Genomic DNA, 18,753 nt, shown 5'->3' with positions numbered 1-18,753 from the left:
AATGACTTGCAATTATATTGCTAAACAAATATTATTTTTGTTAAGTGCTATTTTATTAATAAATATTCTATTCATCTTATTATTTAAGAGAGGGCTGAACATTTTGAAATATGCTACAACGTTATTATCACTGTTCTTGTCATTAATCACACTTGCTACCCCATTATTAGTAGTTAATAAAGTTTTAGAGGGTAACCTACCAATATTAGCAGGTGGACTATTTATCTTAGGCGTTATATTAATTAATATATATGCAGCAATACGTGGCGACCGTATTGCTAATTTATTTGCCTTATGTGTCTCCATCTTTTCATTCATCTTATTAAGCTATCCGTTATGGAAACCTTTTGTAATTGGTTTTTTATATTACTAAATAAATATCCCTACTTATTTATAAAAGCTTTATGTTTACTTTGTTTGTAATCATAAAGCTTTTTTATAGTTTATTAATGCAATAAATATGAATTTACACATTTTTAATTTTACAAATTTTCTGAAAACGCTATAATATAAAAAATAAGGGGGAGAACGTTATGAATTTAGCACTATTAGGTTTTATCATGATTATTATTTTTATGATATTAATCATGACACGTAAAATGTCCGCATTAACAGCTTTAATTGTTTTACCAACGATTTTCGCTTTGCTTGGTGGCTTCTACGCTGGGTTAGGTAAATTTATGCTCGAAGGAATAGAAACAGTTGCACCGACTGGGATTATGCTTACATTCGCTATTCTCTACTTCGGCGTCATGATAGATGCAGGTTTATTTGAGCCTGTAATTAACCAAATCATTAAAGTGGTCAAAGGGGATCCAGTTAAAATTGCATTTGGTACTGTAATCTTAGCTTCAATGGTAGCATTAGATGGAGATGGCACGACTACGTTTATCATCACAGTTACAGCAATGATGCCACTTTATAAAAAAATTGGTATGAGCTTATATACACTGTCAACACTCGCGTTATTGTCCATTGGCGTTATGAATATGCTACCCTGGGGCGGACCGACAGCACGAGCTATTTCCTCATTACAAGTAACAACTGAAGAGGTATTTATTCCAATCATACCTGCAATGGTGGCAGGTATTGTTTTTGCTTTCGGTGTTGCATTCATACTAGGAAAGCGTGCCAAAAAACATATTACTTCTTATACCGATATAGATTTAAATGATATTAAGCCAGAAATTTCAACTGAAGACTCATTGTTAAAAAGACCAAAAATGCTTATACCAAACGCAATACTTACAATTTCACTTATTGTCTGTTTGATAATTGGTATATTACCAATCCCAGTAATGTTCATGCTTTGGTTTGGAGTAGCGATTTTATTAAATTATCCAAATCTTAGTATTCAAAATTCTGTGGTAAAAAAACATGCAGGAGACGTCCTATCAGTTATCAGTTTAGTATTTGCTTCAGGTATTTTTACAGGCGTAATGAACGGTACTAAAATGGTTAACGAAATGGCAAATACCTTAGTTAATATCATTCCTGATGCTATGGGTAATCACTTTGCATTAATAACTGCCATATTAAGTGGACCATTTACATACTTCATGGCAAACGATCCATTTTATTACGGTGTACTACCAATTCTTGCCGAGTCTGCACAACAATTCGGCATTTCAAAAGTTGATATGGCAAGAGCATCCGTTTTAGGCCAACCATTACATGTGCTCAGTCCTTTATATGCCGCTGGTTATTTACTAGTCGGCATGCTTGATATAGAATACGGACAAAATCAAAGAATCGTTATAAAATGGGCAGTAGGATCTAGTTTATTTATGATACTTGTGGCATGTATTTTAGGAATTATACCGTGGTAACAATATATTAAACTTTTAAAATAAATTATAACATGAGGGCTATGTTACCTATCTAAAAAAGATAGATGACATAGCCCCATTTTTGGTAAATAGTATCAATATGCAAGATTATAATTTTTGTCAGTCCATATTTATGTTAGGTTGTCCTGCATACCCCACTGCAACTTTTTTAAATATAAAATTCCATTACAAACTTAGACAACAAATAAAATACTTTAGAAGAAATAAATTTTTATTATGCAAACCGTTTGATTTATGTTTTACATGGGTAAAAGTTAACGTCGGATTTACAATATTGAGGAGTGTTTTTATGAATCAAATTAATGAATGTAATTATATCAATCCTTCTAAAGTTTCACTTGATTGGGAATGCTTTGTATTAAGCAAAAGTGACATGGAATTAGATGGATTGCCAAAGGAACTCATTAATTCTTGGATGGCACAAAATATCATTGAACCTTTTTCTATTAGAAACAACGAGATTAATTTTAAAACAACAGATATAAAAGCTGCTTTAGAAAAACAAAATTGGTATTATGACAATTAAAGTACTAGTTAGCTAATTCTATGTTATTTCGATATAAACTTAATGCTCGTTTTGCAGAAGCTAAAACTTCGTGATCAAAATAATTACTATAGAAATATGAATTTAATGCAATAAAACTTGTTTCATTTTTCGGAAAATTTTTGTCGCCTATAATATTATGCGCAAGTTGCCCGAGTGGTGTATCATCTTCTATAAAACCGATTACAAAATCATAAAATGTCATAAGCATTACCTCGATTATCTATATTTTAATCGTTACAGTCTTTTTCAAATGTGAGCGTTTGTTTAATCATAACAAATAATAATTTTTTGTCTATCACGATACATTTATAAATTTAAATGTTTTCAAATTAAATACTGCTATGACAATATTTAATTTGTATTGTAAAATTTACAAAGTTTTTTTAATTTAATGTTAATTTCATAAATTAAACTAAAGGTAGGGGTATTTATATAATATGACTGTATAAATAACCTACCTTTTCAATGTGTCTAATAAAATAAACGCACTAAATATAACATTGCAAAAAGTAATAAAATCTCTAATCACTATTCCCTTAATATATATTGACTGTTACTTAAACTAGCAAATCTTTCTATATGTACAAGCGAGTTGATTACAAATATTTTTCAACTAATAACTTCTTTTTGCCCCCCTTTGTCATTCACCAAAACTACTTACCATGAACATACACTTTTCCCTTTCAAACAAAAAGAGCTATAAAGCAATCCAAAATAACAGATTACTTTATAGCTCACATGCATAAACTTTTTAGTTGTACTTATACTAACACGTTACCATTTTGATCTGCTGGTTTAAATAATGTTAATATTGCACCTATAATAGCTAGTATTTGTGGAATGCCAGTCCAACAAAAGACCAAGAATAATAAGCCCATTCCTGTTTTTCTAGCATAAAACTTATGAATTCCAAAGCTACCTAAAAAAACAGCTAAAACAATGTAAATAACTTTATTAACTTCATTCATATTTTTGTCTCCTTACTTATTTATATTGACTTCATTATACATCAAACCATTTAATAAATTAAATAATATTACATATTATCATAATATACTTTGAAATATGTCTGTTCTAACTTCAAAATATTTGAATAACTATTTGGCATAATTTCAATGCTTAATTCGATAAACTTGTCTAAAATAAAAATTATCAAGCGTACGTTATACTTATCATCTTTAAACTTTTGTTTAATTTGTTCAATTATCGTATTTTCTTCTAAGAGTACTAATGCGCGTCCATAAGTTTTATCTACTTTACCTCTTTGAAAAGCTGGCTCTAAATAATTAAGCATGTCATCTACACTACTATAAGTTTTAAGCCCAGTTTGGATATGCAAATGCATTTTGTCAGCGATTTCTCTAATTCTCTCATCTTCTTGTTTATTTTTGGGCATTAATCCTTCACGAATCATGTTTTTTTGTTCAACAATATCATTTTCTACTTGATTATATAACTCAACAAAATCACTAACGCTTTTCGACTTTAATGTTTCTATCTTTTGTTCAATCTGTGCAAAGTTATTGTCATATTCTTCCATTATTATCCCTCTTTTCATACTTCAAATAATTAGAAGTTACTATTTATTATCCATTCTTTAATAAGTGAAACTTTAAAATTCATCCTATATGAGATTGTAAATTAGTGATAAGATGATAATGCTATAAGATTAAATGTAACTACAGTTAAATTTTGCACAAAATTAGCAGTTTCATAAGTGCATACACATAAAAAGGAGGTGTAGTATTTTGAGTCTACATTTCATGGTTGTTTTTTGGTTATCGGTAATTTTCTTAATTTGTGGTATAGGTGCGCTTATCGCATATAAAGTAAGAGAATCGCAACAAGCTAAAGAATCTTTACTTGGTGTTACAGTCATGCTAATTGTTTTTGGTATTGTCGGTATACTATTCTCATTAATATTTAGTTAAAAAATAAATTTAAAATTTATTTTTTCGAAGTATCTATAAAACTATACTTCGAAAAATATCGTATATTATTTCTTAACATAGATTAATCGGCGCAAAATACTAAACACAAATCTAATGGTAATTTCAGAAAATAAGTCCATATTACTTTAAATTAGGAACAAGACAGAAATCAATTTTGATTGTTGTACTGTTCCTTTTTAATAAAATTAAACTACTTTTTCTATTATTTTAAACTTCCCCTTTTAATCTTGAAGAAAGGTGTAAATGATTAATATCACTATTGCTAAAACAAAAAAATAAATAAATCGTTGGAAAGTACGTTTCTTTTCATGACGTATTTCATCTTTAGCGTAATTTTTATTTTCATGTAATCTAGTGTTAATAAATAAAAACGGCATTGTCGCTAAAAACGCGAAAATAAGACTTAATATTACAATAATAACTATGTTCATAGGTTCACCTCTATAAAAACATTGTTTACTTAATTCTTATTCCCTGTATTTTGTACTTTAATGGAAATTTGATTAAATATATTAGAAGTAGTGTTACAGCTTTATGATTTATAATGAAATTAATTTCGATTTAACTCGATAAAATTTTAAAAGGAGGTACCATTTTGAATTTAACTTACTTACCACAATGGTCAGTTATTAATCAAAGTCAAAAGCAATTTGTTATACAAGATGATGCCACGTCTATTTCAATAGTTAGTCCTATAAATGACTACGCTATGGGTATTTTAAGCCAGGTATCTTTTGATATCGAACAAGGGACTGTCACAAACTATAAAGTAGAAAATAATAGCAAATCTTTAAATATTGAAATCGACGAATCAAAGAAATACTTAATAATTAAAGATATTTAAAATACTATATTCTGAACATAAATTAAGATGAAGTATTAGAATTATATTTTCACTTATTTAAGTAATTAGCGGGTATAATATTTATAGCATGAGTTATTTATTTTATCTAATATAAGATGGGTGAGTGATTTGAATGAAATTCTTTAGAAATTTATTGTTACTCGTATCTGGTGTATTAGTTGTCCGTGCACTGTTATTAAGTGTTGATAGTTCAACTAACGAAAAAGTAGAAAACAAAGTTAACGTTCAAGATAAGCAAAAATAATAAATTAATATTAATTTAACTAACAATCATTAAAATTCTATAAAATGATTGTTAGTATTATATTCTAGGATTTATTTTATATTTTAAAGAGAGGTAACTATGCAACATTTAAAAACTAAAATTGAAAATTACCAAATCTACATATATTTTACTGCTATATTACTTGCTATAATTACGGGATTAACATCAGATCATTTAACTAAATTACTTGAATCTGCCATACCTATCTTTATTGGAATTTTAATGTTTAGTATGTTTGCACAGGTTCCTTTTTTTAAATTACGCAAAAATATTCTCAGTGGCAAATTTATTATGGCCCTATTTTTATCAAATTTTATACTTATCCCTATCTTCGTATATTGTTTAATTCAGTTATTCAACATTACTTCCCCTGCTATATTGATAGGTCTAATGCTCGTATTGTTAACACCCTGTATTGATTATGTAATTGTCTTCACCTCACTAGGCAAAGGCAACGCACAATATATGTTGATTTCTACACCTATTTTATTTATTTTACAAATCATCTTATTACCCTTGTACTTTGTTATCTTTAATAGCGAAAACGCCTTTTCTTTCAGAGATTTAGCACCATTTATTCAATCATTTATCATTTTTATCGTTCTACCATTTATGATTGCTGCATTACTACAATATTTTAGTAAACATGCTTTGCCTATTGAGAAAACGTTAAAAATTACTGGATGGCTTCCAGAAATTTTTATGTCTTTTGTACTTTTTGCAGTCATTGGATCTCAAATACATAAAATCACTCATGATTTAAGCATCTTAGTTACTGTTATCCCAATCTATATCATATTTATGATTATCGCTCCTTTCATTGGATATCTATCAGGAAAAATATTCGCATTAGAAACTGTGACTTTACGAACATTAGCCTTTAGTTCAAGTACAAGAAACGCTTTGGTTGTATTACCTTTAGCTCTTTCATTACCAGATAGCTGGGTAACGATTACAACAACTGTGATTATCACGCAAACGTTGGTTGAATTAGTAGGAGAGGTCTTTTATATAAAAATCATACCTAAATTAATCAAATAAAGTTTTCTGTAGAATCTTTAAACCAACAAACTCAACACCCCCAGATATAAAAAACGTTTTTTATTTATTAGCGATTACATATCATACAACTAAAACTTTTGTTATGATAGATATCAATAGTAAAATATTACCTTTTGGTTTAAAATCTTCGTATAAGTTAATATTTTAATACGTTTGGATATGAATTCATTATGTTTCATATTGAAATTAAACTATTAAACTAAGGAGTGGATGTTTTGAAGAAATTTATTTTAGTTTTATTAGGGGTATTAGGCATAGCATTTTTAATCAAACCATTATTAACAGTTGTAGTCGATGACGAAGACGAAAGTGTTGATGAGGATCGAACAAACGAACAATTTTAAACTCAACTATTTATAAATTACAATAAGTTAATTATAAATATATTCAAAAGCGCCGACAAACTCTTAAGATTTTGTTGGTTTTTTATTTTGCTAATTTTAAACACAATTCAAATATTGTTAATTTGTGTATTTTTACTATAAAATAGATATATAGTTTTCTTTCCTAATGATTTTGTATTCCATTAATTCACTAAACCTTTAACCCCTCTATACATGAGAAATTTCTAAATTTGAGGTGATTTTATGCAAATACTAAGAAAAGTGACTGACAATGACAGTCTTTTATATTATGTAAAAACTGACCTAGGCTTAATTATTAGAATTAAAGCTAACCCCTCTTTAAACAAAGCCGAAACAAAACAAATGCTGGTTGATGTAGCAAATGAAATGGATGATAAATTGAGGAGCAATATCGAATAAATAACAGACTCGATATTAGAGAATTTAATGACTGCTTATGTCTAATGCCTTCCCCATTAGCTATTTCATTTCTATAAACTATTCACTTCTTAAGGAATTAATATCATAAGACACTTAAATTAACTGTGAAAGAATCTATAATTAAAGATTTTTTCACAGTTTTATAATTTTATTAAAGAATAACTTCAAAATTTCTTAGAGATTAAATAACAAGAAAAAGCGCCACCCTTAAGAATGACGCAAATCTCGAAAATATAATCCACACTAGAGTTTGGAGGACTTCTTGTGCTTATTAATATGTACCCCAAATTCATTTAATAAAAACATAAATAACTAACTTATTATTAAATTCCTTAGATTTATTTATTAATTCTACAAATTCATTTTAACCCCTTCAATAATATAAACTTTGCTGTTTAAGAAAAAAAATAAATAAATTCAATCATACTGTTGGAAAACAAATTAATAAAAAGTTATCCTATATATAAAGCATTAAATGAAATAAGTGATAAATAAGCGTTATTCGTAGTAATAATTTACAACGCATTTCTATTTAGTTAGGTAGTAGATTAAATAGAAATGTTTCAATAAAAGGGTGATGAAATGGAAGTACTACGTAAAGTTTATAAGGACGATGAACCAGTCTATCATGTAAAGACTGACAAAGGATCAGTTATTAGAATCAAAGGTTCTGATGAATTAACAGACCAAGAAACTGAAGAACTATTAACACTAGTATCTCAAGATATTGATAAAATGAAAAAATAAACGATTACATTTTATAGACTACTACAAAATGTATAATACAGTAACTTATTAGGTGCATGTTTAAAGAAAGGGGCAATTAAACAATAAAACATCTTCTTAAGTTAAAAAATACATTAACAGTAGTAATATAATGAGATAAAAACTTAATAATATGTTTCTAATAAATAATTTTGAGAGTATTAACACATATGAAATGCGTGAATATGAAACCTAAACATTGTTTTAGATTTCGAATTCACGCATTTTTCTCATTATATTATCAGGTTATTAACGATCTAAATGCATTTGAAAAGTTATATGAGGAATATTGTCTTCTAAGTAAACATCTGAGACACTTTTAAATCCAAATGACTCGTAAAATGACTTAAGGTATGCTTGACCGGATATTCGAACTTGCGTTTGCTTATAGATTTCTTTAATTTTATTTAGTGTTACTTTTACAATTTTTCTACCATAATGAGATTTTCTATATTTTTCTACTACTAGTACCCTACCAAAAGTAATATAAGACGGATGTTCAATAACACGACTATATGCAATGATTTCTTCTCCGTTTTTAAGCATTACATGTAACGTATTTAAATCAAATTCATCTACTTCTTGATATGTACAATTTTGCTCAACTATGAATACATTGACTCTAGCTTGAAAAACTTTAACCAATTCTATATTTGACATTTCTTTTGTGTGCTTAACAACTAATTCCATCCTATGTTCCTCCAATAAATAAAAAGCACCAGATTTACCTCACCATCTTAAAACGAGAACATATAGCATAAATCTAGCACTATCAACGAAATTAATCCATTAAATAACAAACAATATATATTTAATTTTCATTCGATTTGAAACCATTCAGTATAAGATTATTTGTACTTTTCATGATGATGACTTTAACTAAAAATTTATATTTTATTGTTCAACAATTTGAATTAAATTACCACAAGTATCATCAAATATGGCAAATTTCACACCTTCAACCTCTTTGGGTTCTGTATGAAATTCAACCCCTTTATTTAACAATAATTCATGTTCTTTCTCCAAGTTATCTACACCAAACATGGTTACCGGTATACCCGCTTCATATAAACCATCTTGATAGTTCTTTGCAATTGGACTTTCATTAGGCTCCAAAACGATTTCAACCGGATTATTAGAATTATCTTCAGTTACCGTTAACCATCTAAAGCCACCGCCCATTTCAATGTCATGCTTTAATTTAAACCCTAATTTTCTGGTATAAAATTGTTGTGCCTCATCTTGATTATTAACAAAAATACTCATAGCAATTATTTTCATTATAAATCTCCTTATTTTTAATTTATTTTATACATATTCCCAAATCAGATAATTTTGACACATATCTACAATTAACCATTCAATTTACACTTTTCTATATCAAGATAAAAAATACATGTAAACATATATTTTTTTATTTAATTTACTTAAATAAAAAAACATAAATTTTGTAATAATAGCAACCATATATTATAATTAAAAGTGGTATTAGTATTATCTATTTATAGGAGTGAATGATTGTGAAAATTCTTAACGAATTACGCGAGAAATCTAATTTAAGCATATCTAAACTAGCTATTAATTTAAACAATGGCTATGGTACAGATATCAGAAATTACCAAATATGGGACTGGGAAAATGGCTATCGCACAATTTCAGAAAAAGATGCTGAAATGCTAGCAGACTATTTTAATGTTTCAGGAGAAACATTTAATTCATAATTGCATTAAACGGAATGTAATATAAATTAAGGGACAACAAATTGTTAATAAGGCTATGGCATAGCAAATGTCATAGCCTTTCATCATGTAAGTGATATTATTAAACAACTCTAATAACAGGCTCTAATTCACTAAAAGTAACTATATCTATCAATTACATTACAACTCATATCATTACAATTTATTTTTTGTAGACAATCGTAATAAAGTAGTCAACGCCTTCAATACTATTTGTTACAGATGGTGTAACACTCACTAATTCCCAGTGTTGCTTCTCATCTACATATTGTAAGAATTCGTTAACACGTTCATCAAATTCTTCAAAACTTTCTTCATATTGCATGTGTAATGTTTTTATCTTCATTATTATCTTTCCTTTCAACCATTTTTTCCTTAACCAATTGTAAATCTTTAATTTTTTCATAACAAACATTACGATACTTGTTTAGTTTGGTTAAACACTTTTATTGTAAGGATACTTTTTAAATTTTAGAAATACGTATTTCGTTATCTAGCCAATCAACAATTTCTTTGAAAATACTTAAATTATAAGACGATTCATTTAATATCTCATGTTGTAATCTATCATAAATATGAATAGATTTATGTTCAGATTCTATTTCTTCGTATAATTGTAGCGAATCATGATAACTTACTAATCCATCTTCTTTACCATGTAATATCAAAATATTGTTAGTAAAACGTTCCGCATTATTTTTCAAATATGTTATGCCATCTAGTAATGTGCGAATAAGCCCCATAGATATCTGTTTCGCGTTTAATTGGTCAATTTCATATTTTCTAATAATTTCAGCATCAGAACATACACCATCCACTAATTCATTTTTAATATAAGTGTCTGATGAAATGCTTGGATCAGGATTACCAAATAATTTATTATTATACCTTGTTAACGCACCTGATGTAACTACACCATCTACAGTACCAGGGTAAATTGTTTCAAATAAAGTCACTGTATAACCGCCCATGCTATGCCCAATGAGATATACTTTCCCTTCGAAAGTGGTTTTTACATATTCTATTATAGCTGTTAAATCTTCAACAATTTCATACATATTACTGTAATAAGTTTGTGCTCCTCCCGATCTGCCATGTCCTCTTTGGTCGTATCTTATTACATTAAAACCATTTTCATTTAAATATGCCGTTAAAATATCATAACGATCTAAATGTTCGGCTAACCCATGTACTATAATTATATTTGCATTCGCTTCTGGAGTATCATTAATTTTAGTATATAGTTTCGTATTATCTGATGAATTTAAATATTTAATATAATGCATATAGTTCACCCCTCAATTTATAAATTTTATACTCGCAATTATGTCTACCCTTATTGTATCAATTTACACTTACCTTTTTATGTAATTACTTTCCTTTTTATTGTAGATATTATTTGATTTGCACTTTTAAAAATAGTTATACACTAATGAATTTGGTATACTCAAAATAATCAAAACTCAATGGAGAAGGTTATATTATGTATAAATCAATAGACTTTATAAGCTCAATATTTAAATCTACGAATAATATTAATTTTAAAAATTGGGAAACAGAATTTTTTAATGAGGAGTATGAGAGTTGTACTTTTCAAGCTAATAAACAATCTTTTAGAAGTAGAATCGCTAAAAAAACACCAAATAAGCAAGGGTATTTTGTAGTATTTTGGACTAAAGATAACAATAATAAAAACAGACCTTTTACTTATAATGAATCATGTGACAAATTAATTATTACAGTAATTGATGAAAGTCATAAAGGGTTATTTATATTTCCAAGAGACGTGTTAGCTAAACAGAATATTATAGCTAACGGAGGAAAAAAAGGAAAAATGGCAATAAGAATTTATCCAACTTGGGAACACAAATTAAATCAAACTGCAATTAAAACTCAAAATTGGCAATCAAATTATTTTATTGATTTAACTGATAATATTGATAAAGATTCACTATACAAATTGTTAAAATGAAAAATTCAACTAACAATATTTAGATAATATTAAATACTATAAAATATAACTTCATATATTCTCTGCGTTTCAACTTTTGGAAATCAAAAAACTAATTATAATCTATGCATAACATTAGTTTAATTTTTGTATTATTGTTGAAGTTTTAATGTAGTTTACATCATAATAATTTGCCATGCTTTTTAAAAATTGTAATAGATATATTTCATCAACTTCTTCTTTTTTAAAGGCTTCCTTTAAATAGTTATGTAAACATTTTTCTGATGAACTACATTTTCTTTTAAAATAACCCCACATATGATCATATGCGTTAATAATTGACCCATTACTTGGTGTAGTATTTAGTGCTTCATTAATTAAAGTTTCAATTTCTTCTATCGTTGTATCGTATTTCAATTGTTCTCTAATCAATTTATATTTATTTTGATCATGCCATAACACCTCATATTTATGCTGTTTCCATAACTGCTCAATTTGATATTGTTGACTCATTGTAATGCATCCTTTTTAACTCCCATTAAAAAATATATTTTAATTGAAGAACATATTTTTGATGTAATATATAAGTTAAAAACATGATATATATTTATTTTTCTTATCTTTATAGCTATTATTACCTTATTTTCATTTTTACAAACCAGAACAACATCTATATTATTGAATTTACAGATAGAATTAAAAAAACTAAAAATAAAGTTAATACTAGGCTCCTACAACTTTTAAATTACAGATAATGATATGCTTGTGTGGGAGCGTGATATAAATGTTAAAATATATTTTATCTTATAATTTAAATTCCATTTCATACGGATATGAAAAATTACCTGCACAATTAAAATCTTTAGGTAATGCACTATTTATTTATAGTGGTTTGTGGTTTTTGCAAAGCGACTTAGACAAAAATACAATATGTGAAAGTATCAAAACATCTTTTAATGCAACTGATGATTTTCTAATTTTTGAAATTGAACAAAGCCCTTCAGGTACATTAAATGCAAAAAAATATTCTGAAATTCAAAAACTACTAGATGCATAAAATATTGATTTATTTAGATAATATCTAATATTTCTTAATAATACATCTTATACGCGTTTACTACTCAAAAATGCGTTTATAGCACATATTGAATTATTGTCACTCTCTTTCTTAGGAGGAATATTTTTTTATTCATAACCTCCTTTTTCAGAGCGAAAAAATGAATTTTCATTAGAGTAACATATGCTGCTCACCATCACTTTTCTCTATCTTATAAACTTCGTTATTTCTACCATATATAATTCATTTTAAATACAAATATACCAAGTTACATACTTTTTGATTTGTTTCAAATTTTATCATTTTATATATTATTTATAGAATGGTCTAAAAATATTTTGAAGTGAATAACATGACAGATGAAATTAAATTTGAACAAGTTAAAGGAAACATAAAAGAGACAACAGGCAATGTTATGGATAATAAAGTATTAGAAAAAGAAGGTAAAGAAGATAATGCTTCTGGTAAAGCAAAAGAAGTAACTGAAAACGTTAAAGACAAAATCAGTGGCATTATCGATAAATTAAATAATTAATAATAACTTATGTAAGATCACAATGCTAATTATTGTGATCTTTTTTTAGATAACTTTATAACAATTCATTAAAACAGTCAAAACAGATTTCTTTAAAAATTAGACCTTATCATCCCACATATAAACATAGTGCACTTTATAGTTGCAAAAGCGTTTATATGTAGTACAATTAAACAAAACATACTATTTCTATAGGAATATTAGTTTTATAGTTAAATAGTGGATTTATTTAAAAGTATATACTTAACTAAATTTTTAAAAAGTTATTTTAAGGGGACATTATGAAAATTATTAAATATGAAATTGGTAGTATAAACATTAATTACACAGTCGAGACATTTAAGGGTCATGTGTTTACGCATGCTTTTCCTAAAGATACACCATCAGATAATGTTCAACGTTATTTGATACTATTATCAAATACTATGGATGAAGGAAAAATTAAATAAATACTTTTAATTTGTATAACAAAGGAGTGAATCGACCTACTTATTAATACAATTAGTTGGCTGACCCACTCCTTTATTCTTATTCATGTTAGGTAACTAATATATTAGTTACCTAACATTATAAATTATTTATAAAAAATGTTTTTATTTGTTCATCTTTTATAAAGTAATAAGACATTTTTCCTTCTTTGTATTTATCAAGTACCCCTTTTTTATATAATAATCTTAAATGATGTGATGTAGTTGCGATACTCATATTTAATAATACGGATATATCACATACACACATTTCACTTTCTTTTAATAATCCAAGTATAATTTTAACTTTGGTCTCATCAGAAATCTTTCTGAAAATACTTAATAGCGACTTAGGTGCAGCTTCCTCAATGAAATTCTGTGCGTTTTCAATTTTTTGTTTATGCATATACTGTACTTCACAAATATAATCATTAACCATCTCTTCCACTTCCTTAATTTATAATTAAATTATAAATAGTTTGTATTGTCTCATTTTCAATTATAATGAATAATCCTAATCCTATGTATATTACAGCCATAATCCAACGATTAAATCGTTCAATTACTTCACCTATACCTGGGATTTTTGATAAAAGTTGTGCTGAAAATACTAATAGCAAAATTAAAATAATAAATATGATTAATGTAGTTATCAGTTCTACTGTATTTAAAGTTACAAAGTAAGGCACAAATAAACCAACATTGTCTGCGCCACAACTAGCTATGGTAACAAGTGCAACAATACCAACAAGCTTACTTAGGCCCTTTTCATTTAATTCTCTTTTAGCTCTCTCTTCACCTTCACAATCACCAGAAATAGCTACGCGAACCCCTAAATAAATTGGTATTAAACCTAATAACCCTAAAATCCACTTTTCAGGAACATAGTTTAATACAAATGCTAAAAATAAACTTATTAAAATTAATGCTAATGAACCTACATATTGGCCAATATAAATATCTCGATATTCTTTTTTTGTATTAGCTCTAGCAAAAAATATTAATAAAATGACTAATAAATCTACCGCTGTAGCTGTGTACAGAATAATTGCTGTAATAATAGTTTGTAGCATAACACACCTCATTCAAAAATACTTTTGAATGTATTGTATAATATTTAACATCATAATTAAATAGAAAATCCACTAACTACTATATAATTTAGTTTTTATACTCCACCAATAACTCCACAATATTCAGTTAAAAATCAAAAAATACGGAACATCAATCTAATTTAAAAAATAAGATTTTAATGCCCCGTCAAAATAAGAATCACATCTAATCCTGTATGCTTATAGAATTTACAGTAAAATGCTTACATATTTAAAAACTGAAATTGAAGATTATGATTCGGTTTCTGTCTTATTATTAATTTTTAATTATTCATTTATTTACTGTAATGTGGTCGAATAAATACCAATTCTGATTCATAATCATGAACAACCTTATGCGCAACCTCGGTTTTATCTTCACCGCCGCCTTCCCAATTTTGGTCTAAGGATTGAAATTGAAGATAATTACCATCATAATTGCCGTTAGTTACAATCGCAGTATGACCAGCACCTTCACCATAATTTTCATTAAACACCACAATATCGCCTGCAGTTGCTTTGAAATCAGGCGTATTTTCATAAACTGTCGCTTCACCTATAAAATTATTTTCTTCTGGAATATCTTTTGCATAATCACCCTTTAATCCATGACCATATAAATAATCCCACTGTTCATTTACAAGATCAAAGCATTGCCATCCATATTCCGAATCATAATCCCAACCTTGACCGTTTAAAGTTTCAACATGATTAATTGCATCTTGTTGTGTTGCATTTGTAGCAGCTGAAGCATTACTAGATTGATTTATTACAAATATGTATAATGTTGCCATCATTAAAAACGTACTGATTTTTAAAATATACCTAAACATACAAAGCCCCTTTGTTTATTATAATTATTATGTACCTTTAATTTTCACTATAACTTATTTCATTAATTCTTTATACTAAAACTATTGTCACAAAACATAAACGGAGGTAACATAATGGAATATTTTGCTACATTATATTTTTTCACTGGTAAAATGGGTGCTGGTAAATCAACAACTGCTAAAAAAATAGCTAAAGATAAAAATGCCGTACTATTATCAGAAGATGAAATTCTTGAACAATTTTATCCAAATCAAATAAAGACATTTGATGATTACTTAACTTATTCAAATCGTATTAAACCTTTTATTAAAAATCACGTTCAAAATTTATTAAGAGTTGGTACAAATGTGGTCATGGATTTTCCAGGCAACACTCAAAAACAACGCAAGTGGCTTAGCAATATGACTTCAAAAATCAACGTTAGTCATAAACTCATTTATCTAAATATATCAGACGAAACATGTTTACAAAGGTTAAAACAGCGAAATATTGAAAATCCTGAAAGAGCTAATTTTGACACATTAGAAACGTTTAATTATGTAAACCAGTTTTTTGAAGAACCTAATGAATCTGAAGGACTAAATATATTAGAAATAACGCAATAATCATTCACTAACATTTTTACATAAAATTAAAGAGCACTTCTTATGATTTTTGAAATTCATAAATAGCGCTCTTTTTTCTATAACTTTGTACAACTCTAATTAGTCACTCACTGCGAAATAATTGCCTTGACCATCTTGAAAATTAAACACTCTTGTACCTGACATTTCAATTATGTCATGACCAGTTAACCCTTTTTCTTTTAATTTTTCATACAATGAATCAAGGTCCTTTTCTTTGAACATTAGAGATGGCGTTGTAACACTTACTTCAGGACTGTATTTTTCCATAAACTCTTTTTCAATAATTGAAATAGATGTTTCAACATTATAATTTGATGCCACTTCTACTGCTTTAAAGCCTTCTGCCATTTCTTCTTCAGAAACTACAATAAACCCTAAAATATCGGTCCAAAATTCAACTGATTTCGCTTGATCATCAACATATAACATCACTTGGTTTAACTTTTCCATTTAAAATCCCCCACTTACTTTATATATACTTATCTTTATATTATCGTTTAGAAACATCATTAGTAATAATTACTTCAAATTACTGATATACAAAAAATATTAAGTAGTTAATATCAAGTTCCTATTTAATTATAAGTAATTATATTGCAAGATATAAGATTTTGTTATCACAAAACTTAATTATATATAGTACAATTAACTAATATAATTATTTTACGTAGGTATGCAGAATAACCCATATAAGTGTTACTAATAAATTTTAGTATTGGGAGTATTTAAAAAATTATTAATACAAAATTAATAAGATCCGAAAAATCCTTAAAATTTTATTTAAAGGAGCATATTTATGAAAATTGTAGATTTTAGTTATAACCACGAAAATTATACTTACATTGTAAAAACTATGTCAGGTGTCGTATTTTCTCATTCAGTGCACAAAGATATGCCACCTAATAAAGTTAATTCTGAATTACTTCAAAGAGAAAGACAAATTGAACAACAATAACTAACTTATTACATTTAGCAAAACGGGAAATCAAACTTAGAGGAGTTAATATGAAAATATTAAATTATAGTATAGAACACGATGTTTTTAGCGAACTTGTTACTATTGTGGCAGAAACAGCAAAAGGGAAACAATTTAGTTTTACTTTTGCAGATAGTCACACGCTTAAAGAAGTCAAAGTTAAATTGGAAGAACTTGCTGATGCAATAGACAACAATAAATAATTTAAAACACTTGAAGATTAATGAAACTATCGATTATTTAACTTATGGAATACAGAATATTAATCACTGGCATAAACAAGGCAGTGGTTTTTATGTAATTCTAGCAAATACTTATATAATTTCTTAGACAGAAATATCCTATCCATACTTATATTTACAATTGATAAGTGAAAAATTCAGCACTTATCCTTTTTTATGAAATGAATACCTAGTTTTTCGTTACATAACCATCATTTCACGCTTCTAATCAAAATCATTAACATACAAAAATGTTAAAAACCTCATCAATAATGATGAGGTTTAGACATTATAGTTTAATTTTTGCTTTCCTAGGTATATCTTTTTCTTTCACTTCACTATACCCTTTAACTTCTCCAACTTTATAATCTAATTCTAAATAATGATTGGTCTTTAATTTTTTAATAGCTGTATAAGTAATCTCTTTTTCATTACCGTCCTTATCATATGCTTTATTTGTATATTCATATTGTTTAGTACCTTTACCAGAATCTTTTACACTTCTAGGCTCATTAGTCTGTATATAATATTTTTCACTTGTAATTAAAGGATTTAAATTAGCAAGATTTCTAACGTTTTTACTATCTGTATGTGATTCAGCATATAGCTTCCAAAAGAATAATGCCAAAATTATTACCACTATAAATATAAATATCTTAAAAATTATTTTCATTATTTAAACCTCCTAAATTTTAATTCAATACTAACATTTCATTATGATTGAATCGTTCGAAAATCCTTACAAAATATCACTCACATGTGACAATTTTGAAAGAAATGCCCTATAGAATTGCTAATAAAAGTTTCTTTAGTTATATATTCTCTTTACTATCAATTCAAATGGCAATTTTGAAAATTTAAAACTATAATAATTTTTGCCAAAATGTTTTAATTTTAGAGAATCAACAATTAATGATTAATACATTGATTTCTTCCAAAGACTATAAACAACAAACCACTCATATACATTGAACTGACCCCAAATAACGGGAATAAAATAAAAACACTTTCGTTGAATTCATTTAAAATGAATTCAACGAAAGTGTTTTTTCTATGAAAATAATGTCTTATTCAATAGAAACAAAATATAAAATTATTGAAATGAAAGAAGATGGATATACTGTAAAAGAAATTATGGAAGCATTAAATATCAAAAACAGAACAC

The 18,753-nt window shown here is 27.1% G+C and carries 33 protein-coding genes; 19 read left to right on the top strand and 14 right to left on the bottom strand.

The genetic code is table 11. The features are described from left to right. Window positions 1-103 precede the first annotated feature (103 nt). The 3 genes from ACSUE0_RS09315 to ACSUE0_RS09305 all read left to right on the top strand — a co-directional run bounded on the left by ACSUE0_RS09315 (window position 104) and on the right by ACSUE0_RS09305 (window position 2,376). Window positions 104-373: a hypothetical protein gene (locus ACSUE0_RS09315; RefSeq protein WP_119614675.1), complete on the top strand. Its 270-nt coding sequence runs from the start codon at window positions 104-106 to the stop codon at window positions 371-373. 160 nt (window positions 374-533) lie between these two features. After that, the gene (locus tag ACSUE0_RS09310; RefSeq protein WP_119614676.1) at window positions 534-1,829 is read left to right on the top strand and encodes a CitMHS family transporter; all 1,296 of its coding nucleotides are present in this window, start codon (window positions 534-536) and stop codon (window positions 1,827-1,829) included. A gap of 310 nt (window positions 1,830-2,139) precedes the next feature. Beyond that, window positions 2,140-2,376, top strand: coding sequence for a hypothetical protein (locus tag ACSUE0_RS09305; protein ID WP_017722402.1), 237 nt, complete (start codon window positions 2,140-2,142; stop codon window positions 2,374-2,376). A gap of 4 nt (window positions 2,377-2,380) precedes the next feature. Here ACSUE0_RS09305 and ACSUE0_RS09300 read toward each other — a convergent pair whose 3' ends face one another. From ACSUE0_RS09300 to ACSUE0_RS09290, 3 genes are all read right to left on the bottom strand, one after another. Further along, window positions 2,381-2,599 (bottom strand): YozE family protein, encoded by a 219-nt coding sequence (locus ACSUE0_RS09300; RefSeq protein ID WP_107531674.1) that lies wholly within the window; start codon window positions 2,597-2,599, stop codon window positions 2,381-2,383. Between the two features lie 559 nt (window positions 2,600-3,158). Next, window positions 3,159-3,365 carry a TM2 domain-containing protein gene (locus ACSUE0_RS09295; RefSeq protein ID WP_017722404.1) on the bottom strand — a complete coding sequence of 69 codons (207 nt, stop codon included), beginning with the start codon at window positions 3,363-3,365 and terminating at the stop codon, window positions 3,159-3,161. Between the two features lie 68 nt (window positions 3,366-3,433). Continuing rightward, a complete protein-coding gene (locus ACSUE0_RS09290) occupies window positions 3,434-3,937 on the bottom strand; it encodes a hypothetical protein (RefSeq protein ID WP_436957093.1) in 504 nt (167 codons plus the stop codon). Window positions 3,938-4,145: 208 nt separating this feature from the next. On the opposite strand from ACSUE0_RS09290, the gene tsaT reads away from it, so the two are divergent. Then, a complete protein-coding gene (tsaT, locus tag ACSUE0_RS09285) occupies window positions 4,146-4,328 on the top strand; it encodes a type II toxin-antitoxin system toxin TsaT (RefSeq protein ID WP_119615283.1) in 183 nt (60 codons plus the stop codon). 242 nt (window positions 4,329-4,570) lie between these two features. Here the strand turns inward: tsaT and ACSUE0_RS09280 are convergent, their stop codons facing one another. Continuing rightward, window positions 4,571-4,780 (bottom strand): hypothetical protein, encoded by a 210-nt coding sequence (locus ACSUE0_RS09280; protein WP_119615285.1) that lies wholly within the window; start codon window positions 4,778-4,780, stop codon window positions 4,571-4,573. 164 nt (window positions 4,781-4,944) lie between these two features. Between ACSUE0_RS09280 and ACSUE0_RS09275 the strand changes: the two genes are divergently transcribed. The 6 genes from ACSUE0_RS09275 (at window position 4,945) to vraX (ending at window position 8,073) form a co-directional block, all read left to right on the top strand. Continuing rightward, a complete protein-coding gene (locus ACSUE0_RS09275; protein ID WP_436957091.1) occupies window positions 4,945-5,193 on the top strand; it encodes a hypothetical protein in 249 nt (82 codons plus the stop codon). A 133-nt stretch (window positions 5,194-5,326) separates the two neighbouring features. Then, on the top strand, window positions 5,327-5,458 hold the full coding sequence (locus tag ACSUE0_RS09270; RefSeq protein ID WP_017722409.1) for a hypothetical protein: 132 nt from the start codon (window positions 5,327-5,329) through the stop codon (window positions 5,456-5,458). Between the two features lie 99 nt (window positions 5,459-5,557). After that, the gene (locus tag ACSUE0_RS09265) at window positions 5,558-6,520 is read left to right on the top strand and encodes an arsenic resistance protein (protein WP_119615023.1); all 963 of its coding nucleotides are present in this window, start codon (window positions 5,558-5,560) and stop codon (window positions 6,518-6,520) included. A 236-nt stretch (window positions 6,521-6,756) separates the two neighbouring features. Then, a complete protein-coding gene (locus ACSUE0_RS09260) occupies window positions 6,757-6,885 on the top strand; it encodes a hypothetical protein (protein WP_259338112.1) in 129 nt (42 codons plus the stop codon). 243 nt (window positions 6,886-7,128) lie between these two features. Then, window positions 7,129-7,305 (top strand): hypothetical protein, encoded by a 177-nt coding sequence (locus tag ACSUE0_RS09255; RefSeq protein WP_017722412.1) that lies wholly within the window; start codon window positions 7,129-7,131, stop codon window positions 7,303-7,305. A gap of 603 nt (window positions 7,306-7,908) precedes the next feature. Next, on the top strand, window positions 7,909-8,073 hold the full coding sequence (gene vraX, locus ACSUE0_RS09250; RefSeq protein ID WP_017722413.1) for a C1q-binding complement inhibitor VraX: 165 nt from the start codon (window positions 7,909-7,911) through the stop codon (window positions 8,071-8,073). A gap of 267 nt (window positions 8,074-8,340) precedes the next feature. On the opposite strand, the gene ACSUE0_RS09245 is transcribed toward vraX, so the two are convergent. After that, a complete protein-coding gene (locus tag ACSUE0_RS09245; RefSeq protein WP_119615022.1) occupies window positions 8,341-8,781 on the bottom strand; it encodes a GNAT family N-acetyltransferase in 441 nt (146 codons plus the stop codon). A 204-nt stretch (window positions 8,782-8,985) separates the two neighbouring features. After that, window positions 8,986-9,372, bottom strand: a complete 387-nt coding sequence (locus tag ACSUE0_RS09240; RefSeq protein ID WP_119615021.1) for a VOC family protein — start codon at window positions 9,370-9,372, stop codon at window positions 8,986-8,988. A gap of 239 nt (window positions 9,373-9,611) precedes the next feature. Here ACSUE0_RS09240 and ACSUE0_RS09235 point away from each other — a divergent pair, with 239 nt between their 5' ends. Beyond that, window positions 9,612-9,812, top strand: coding sequence for a helix-turn-helix domain-containing protein (locus tag ACSUE0_RS09235; protein WP_119615020.1), 201 nt, complete (start codon window positions 9,612-9,614; stop codon window positions 9,810-9,812). Window positions 9,813-9,993: 181 nt separating this feature from the next. On the opposite strand, the gene ACSUE0_RS09230 is transcribed toward ACSUE0_RS09235, so the two are convergent. After that, window positions 9,994-10,176, bottom strand: a complete 183-nt coding sequence (locus tag ACSUE0_RS09230) for a hypothetical protein (RefSeq protein WP_107531758.1) — start codon at window positions 10,174-10,176, stop codon at window positions 9,994-9,996. 118 nt (window positions 10,177-10,294) lie between these two features. Continuing rightward, on the bottom strand, window positions 10,295-11,116 hold the full coding sequence (locus ACSUE0_RS09225; protein ID WP_436957087.1) for a lysophospholipase: 822 nt from the start codon (window positions 11,114-11,116) through the stop codon (window positions 10,295-10,297). A 197-nt stretch (window positions 11,117-11,313) separates the two neighbouring features. Here ACSUE0_RS09225 and ACSUE0_RS09220 point away from each other — a divergent pair, with 197 nt between their 5' ends. Further along, a complete protein-coding gene (locus tag ACSUE0_RS09220) occupies window positions 11,314-11,802 on the top strand; it encodes a MepB family protein (RefSeq protein WP_436957085.1) in 489 nt (162 codons plus the stop codon). Window positions 11,803-11,916: 114 nt separating this feature from the next. Here the strand turns inward: ACSUE0_RS09220 and ACSUE0_RS09215 are convergent, their stop codons facing one another. After that, a complete protein-coding gene (locus ACSUE0_RS09215) occupies window positions 11,917-12,294 on the bottom strand; it encodes a DUF1722 domain-containing protein (protein WP_436957083.1) in 378 nt (125 codons plus the stop codon). A gap of 271 nt (window positions 12,295-12,565) precedes the next feature. Here ACSUE0_RS09215 and ACSUE0_RS09210 point away from each other — a divergent pair, with 271 nt between their 5' ends. The 3 genes from ACSUE0_RS09210 (at window position 12,566) to ACSUE0_RS09200 (ending at window position 13,822) form a co-directional block, all read left to right on the top strand. Next, on the top strand, window positions 12,566-12,838 hold the full coding sequence (locus tag ACSUE0_RS09210; protein WP_436957081.1) for a hypothetical protein: 273 nt from the start codon (window positions 12,566-12,568) through the stop codon (window positions 12,836-12,838). Window positions 12,839-13,190: 352 nt separating this feature from the next. After that, the gene (locus ACSUE0_RS09205; RefSeq protein ID WP_119615305.1) at window positions 13,191-13,373 is read left to right on the top strand and encodes a CsbD family protein; all 183 of its coding nucleotides are present in this window, start codon (window positions 13,191-13,193) and stop codon (window positions 13,371-13,373) included. 281 nt (window positions 13,374-13,654) lie between these two features. Next, complete coding sequence (locus ACSUE0_RS09200) at window positions 13,655-13,822, top strand: hypothetical protein (RefSeq protein ID WP_182475202.1); 168 nt, start codon at window positions 13,655-13,657, stop codon at window positions 13,820-13,822. Between the two features lie 118 nt (window positions 13,823-13,940). Here the strand turns inward: ACSUE0_RS09200 and ACSUE0_RS09195 are convergent, their stop codons facing one another. The 3 genes from ACSUE0_RS09195 to ACSUE0_RS09185 all read right to left on the bottom strand — a co-directional run bounded on the left by ACSUE0_RS09195 (window position 13,941) and on the right by ACSUE0_RS09185 (window position 15,764). Continuing rightward, complete coding sequence (locus tag ACSUE0_RS09195; protein ID WP_436957078.1) at window positions 13,941-14,279, bottom strand: ArsR/SmtB family transcription factor; 339 nt, start codon at window positions 14,277-14,279, stop codon at window positions 13,941-13,943. 13 nt (window positions 14,280-14,292) lie between these two features. Further along, the gene (locus tag ACSUE0_RS09190) at window positions 14,293-14,913 is read right to left on the bottom strand and encodes a CadD family cadmium resistance transporter (protein WP_436957076.1); all 621 of its coding nucleotides are present in this window, start codon (window positions 14,911-14,913) and stop codon (window positions 14,293-14,295) included. Between the two features lie 314 nt (window positions 14,914-15,227). Then, the gene (locus tag ACSUE0_RS09185; RefSeq protein ID WP_436957074.1) at window positions 15,228-15,764 is read right to left on the bottom strand and encodes a CHAP domain-containing protein; all 537 of its coding nucleotides are present in this window, start codon (window positions 15,762-15,764) and stop codon (window positions 15,228-15,230) included. A gap of 114 nt (window positions 15,765-15,878) precedes the next feature. On the opposite strand from ACSUE0_RS09185, the gene ACSUE0_RS09180 reads away from it, so the two are divergent. Next, complete coding sequence (locus ACSUE0_RS09180; protein WP_436957072.1) at window positions 15,879-16,370, top strand: AAA family ATPase; 492 nt, start codon at window positions 15,879-15,881, stop codon at window positions 16,368-16,370. Window positions 16,371-16,469: 99 nt separating this feature from the next. Here the strand turns inward: ACSUE0_RS09180 and ACSUE0_RS09175 are convergent, their stop codons facing one another. After that, entirely contained in the window at window positions 16,470-16,841 is a 372-nt protein-coding gene (locus ACSUE0_RS09175) for a VOC family protein (RefSeq protein ID WP_436957070.1), read from the bottom strand. 346 nt (window positions 16,842-17,187) lie between these two features. Between ACSUE0_RS09175 and ACSUE0_RS09170 the strand changes: the two genes are divergently transcribed. Then, window positions 17,188-17,346, top strand: a complete 159-nt coding sequence (locus ACSUE0_RS09170) for a hypothetical protein (protein WP_182475182.1) — start codon at window positions 17,188-17,190, stop codon at window positions 17,344-17,346. Between the two features lie 50 nt (window positions 17,347-17,396). Continuing rightward, window positions 17,397-17,570: a hypothetical protein gene (locus ACSUE0_RS09165; protein ID WP_017722430.1), complete on the top strand. Its 174-nt coding sequence runs from the start codon at window positions 17,397-17,399 to the stop codon at window positions 17,568-17,570. Between the two features lie 307 nt (window positions 17,571-17,877). On the opposite strand, the gene ACSUE0_RS09160 is transcribed toward ACSUE0_RS09165, so the two are convergent. Next, complete coding sequence (locus tag ACSUE0_RS09160) at window positions 17,878-18,261, bottom strand: YxeA family protein (RefSeq protein ID WP_119615016.1); 384 nt, start codon at window positions 18,259-18,261, stop codon at window positions 17,878-17,880. Between the two features lie 380 nt (window positions 18,262-18,641). Here ACSUE0_RS09160 and ACSUE0_RS09155 point away from each other — a divergent pair. Then, window positions 18,642-18,753, top strand: a 112-nt coding sequence (locus ACSUE0_RS09155; RefSeq protein ID WP_436957216.1) for a helix-turn-helix domain-containing protein, incomplete at its 3' end; no start/stop codon positions are given.

Origin of the sequence: Staphylococcus sp. AS1337, assembly GCF_051408735.1 — a bacterium.
Taxonomy (GTDB): Bacteria; Bacillota; Bacilli; order Staphylococcales; family Staphylococcaceae; genus Staphylococcus; species Staphylococcus xylosus_B.
This window is presented reverse-complemented; position numbering and strand designations above follow the sequence as displayed.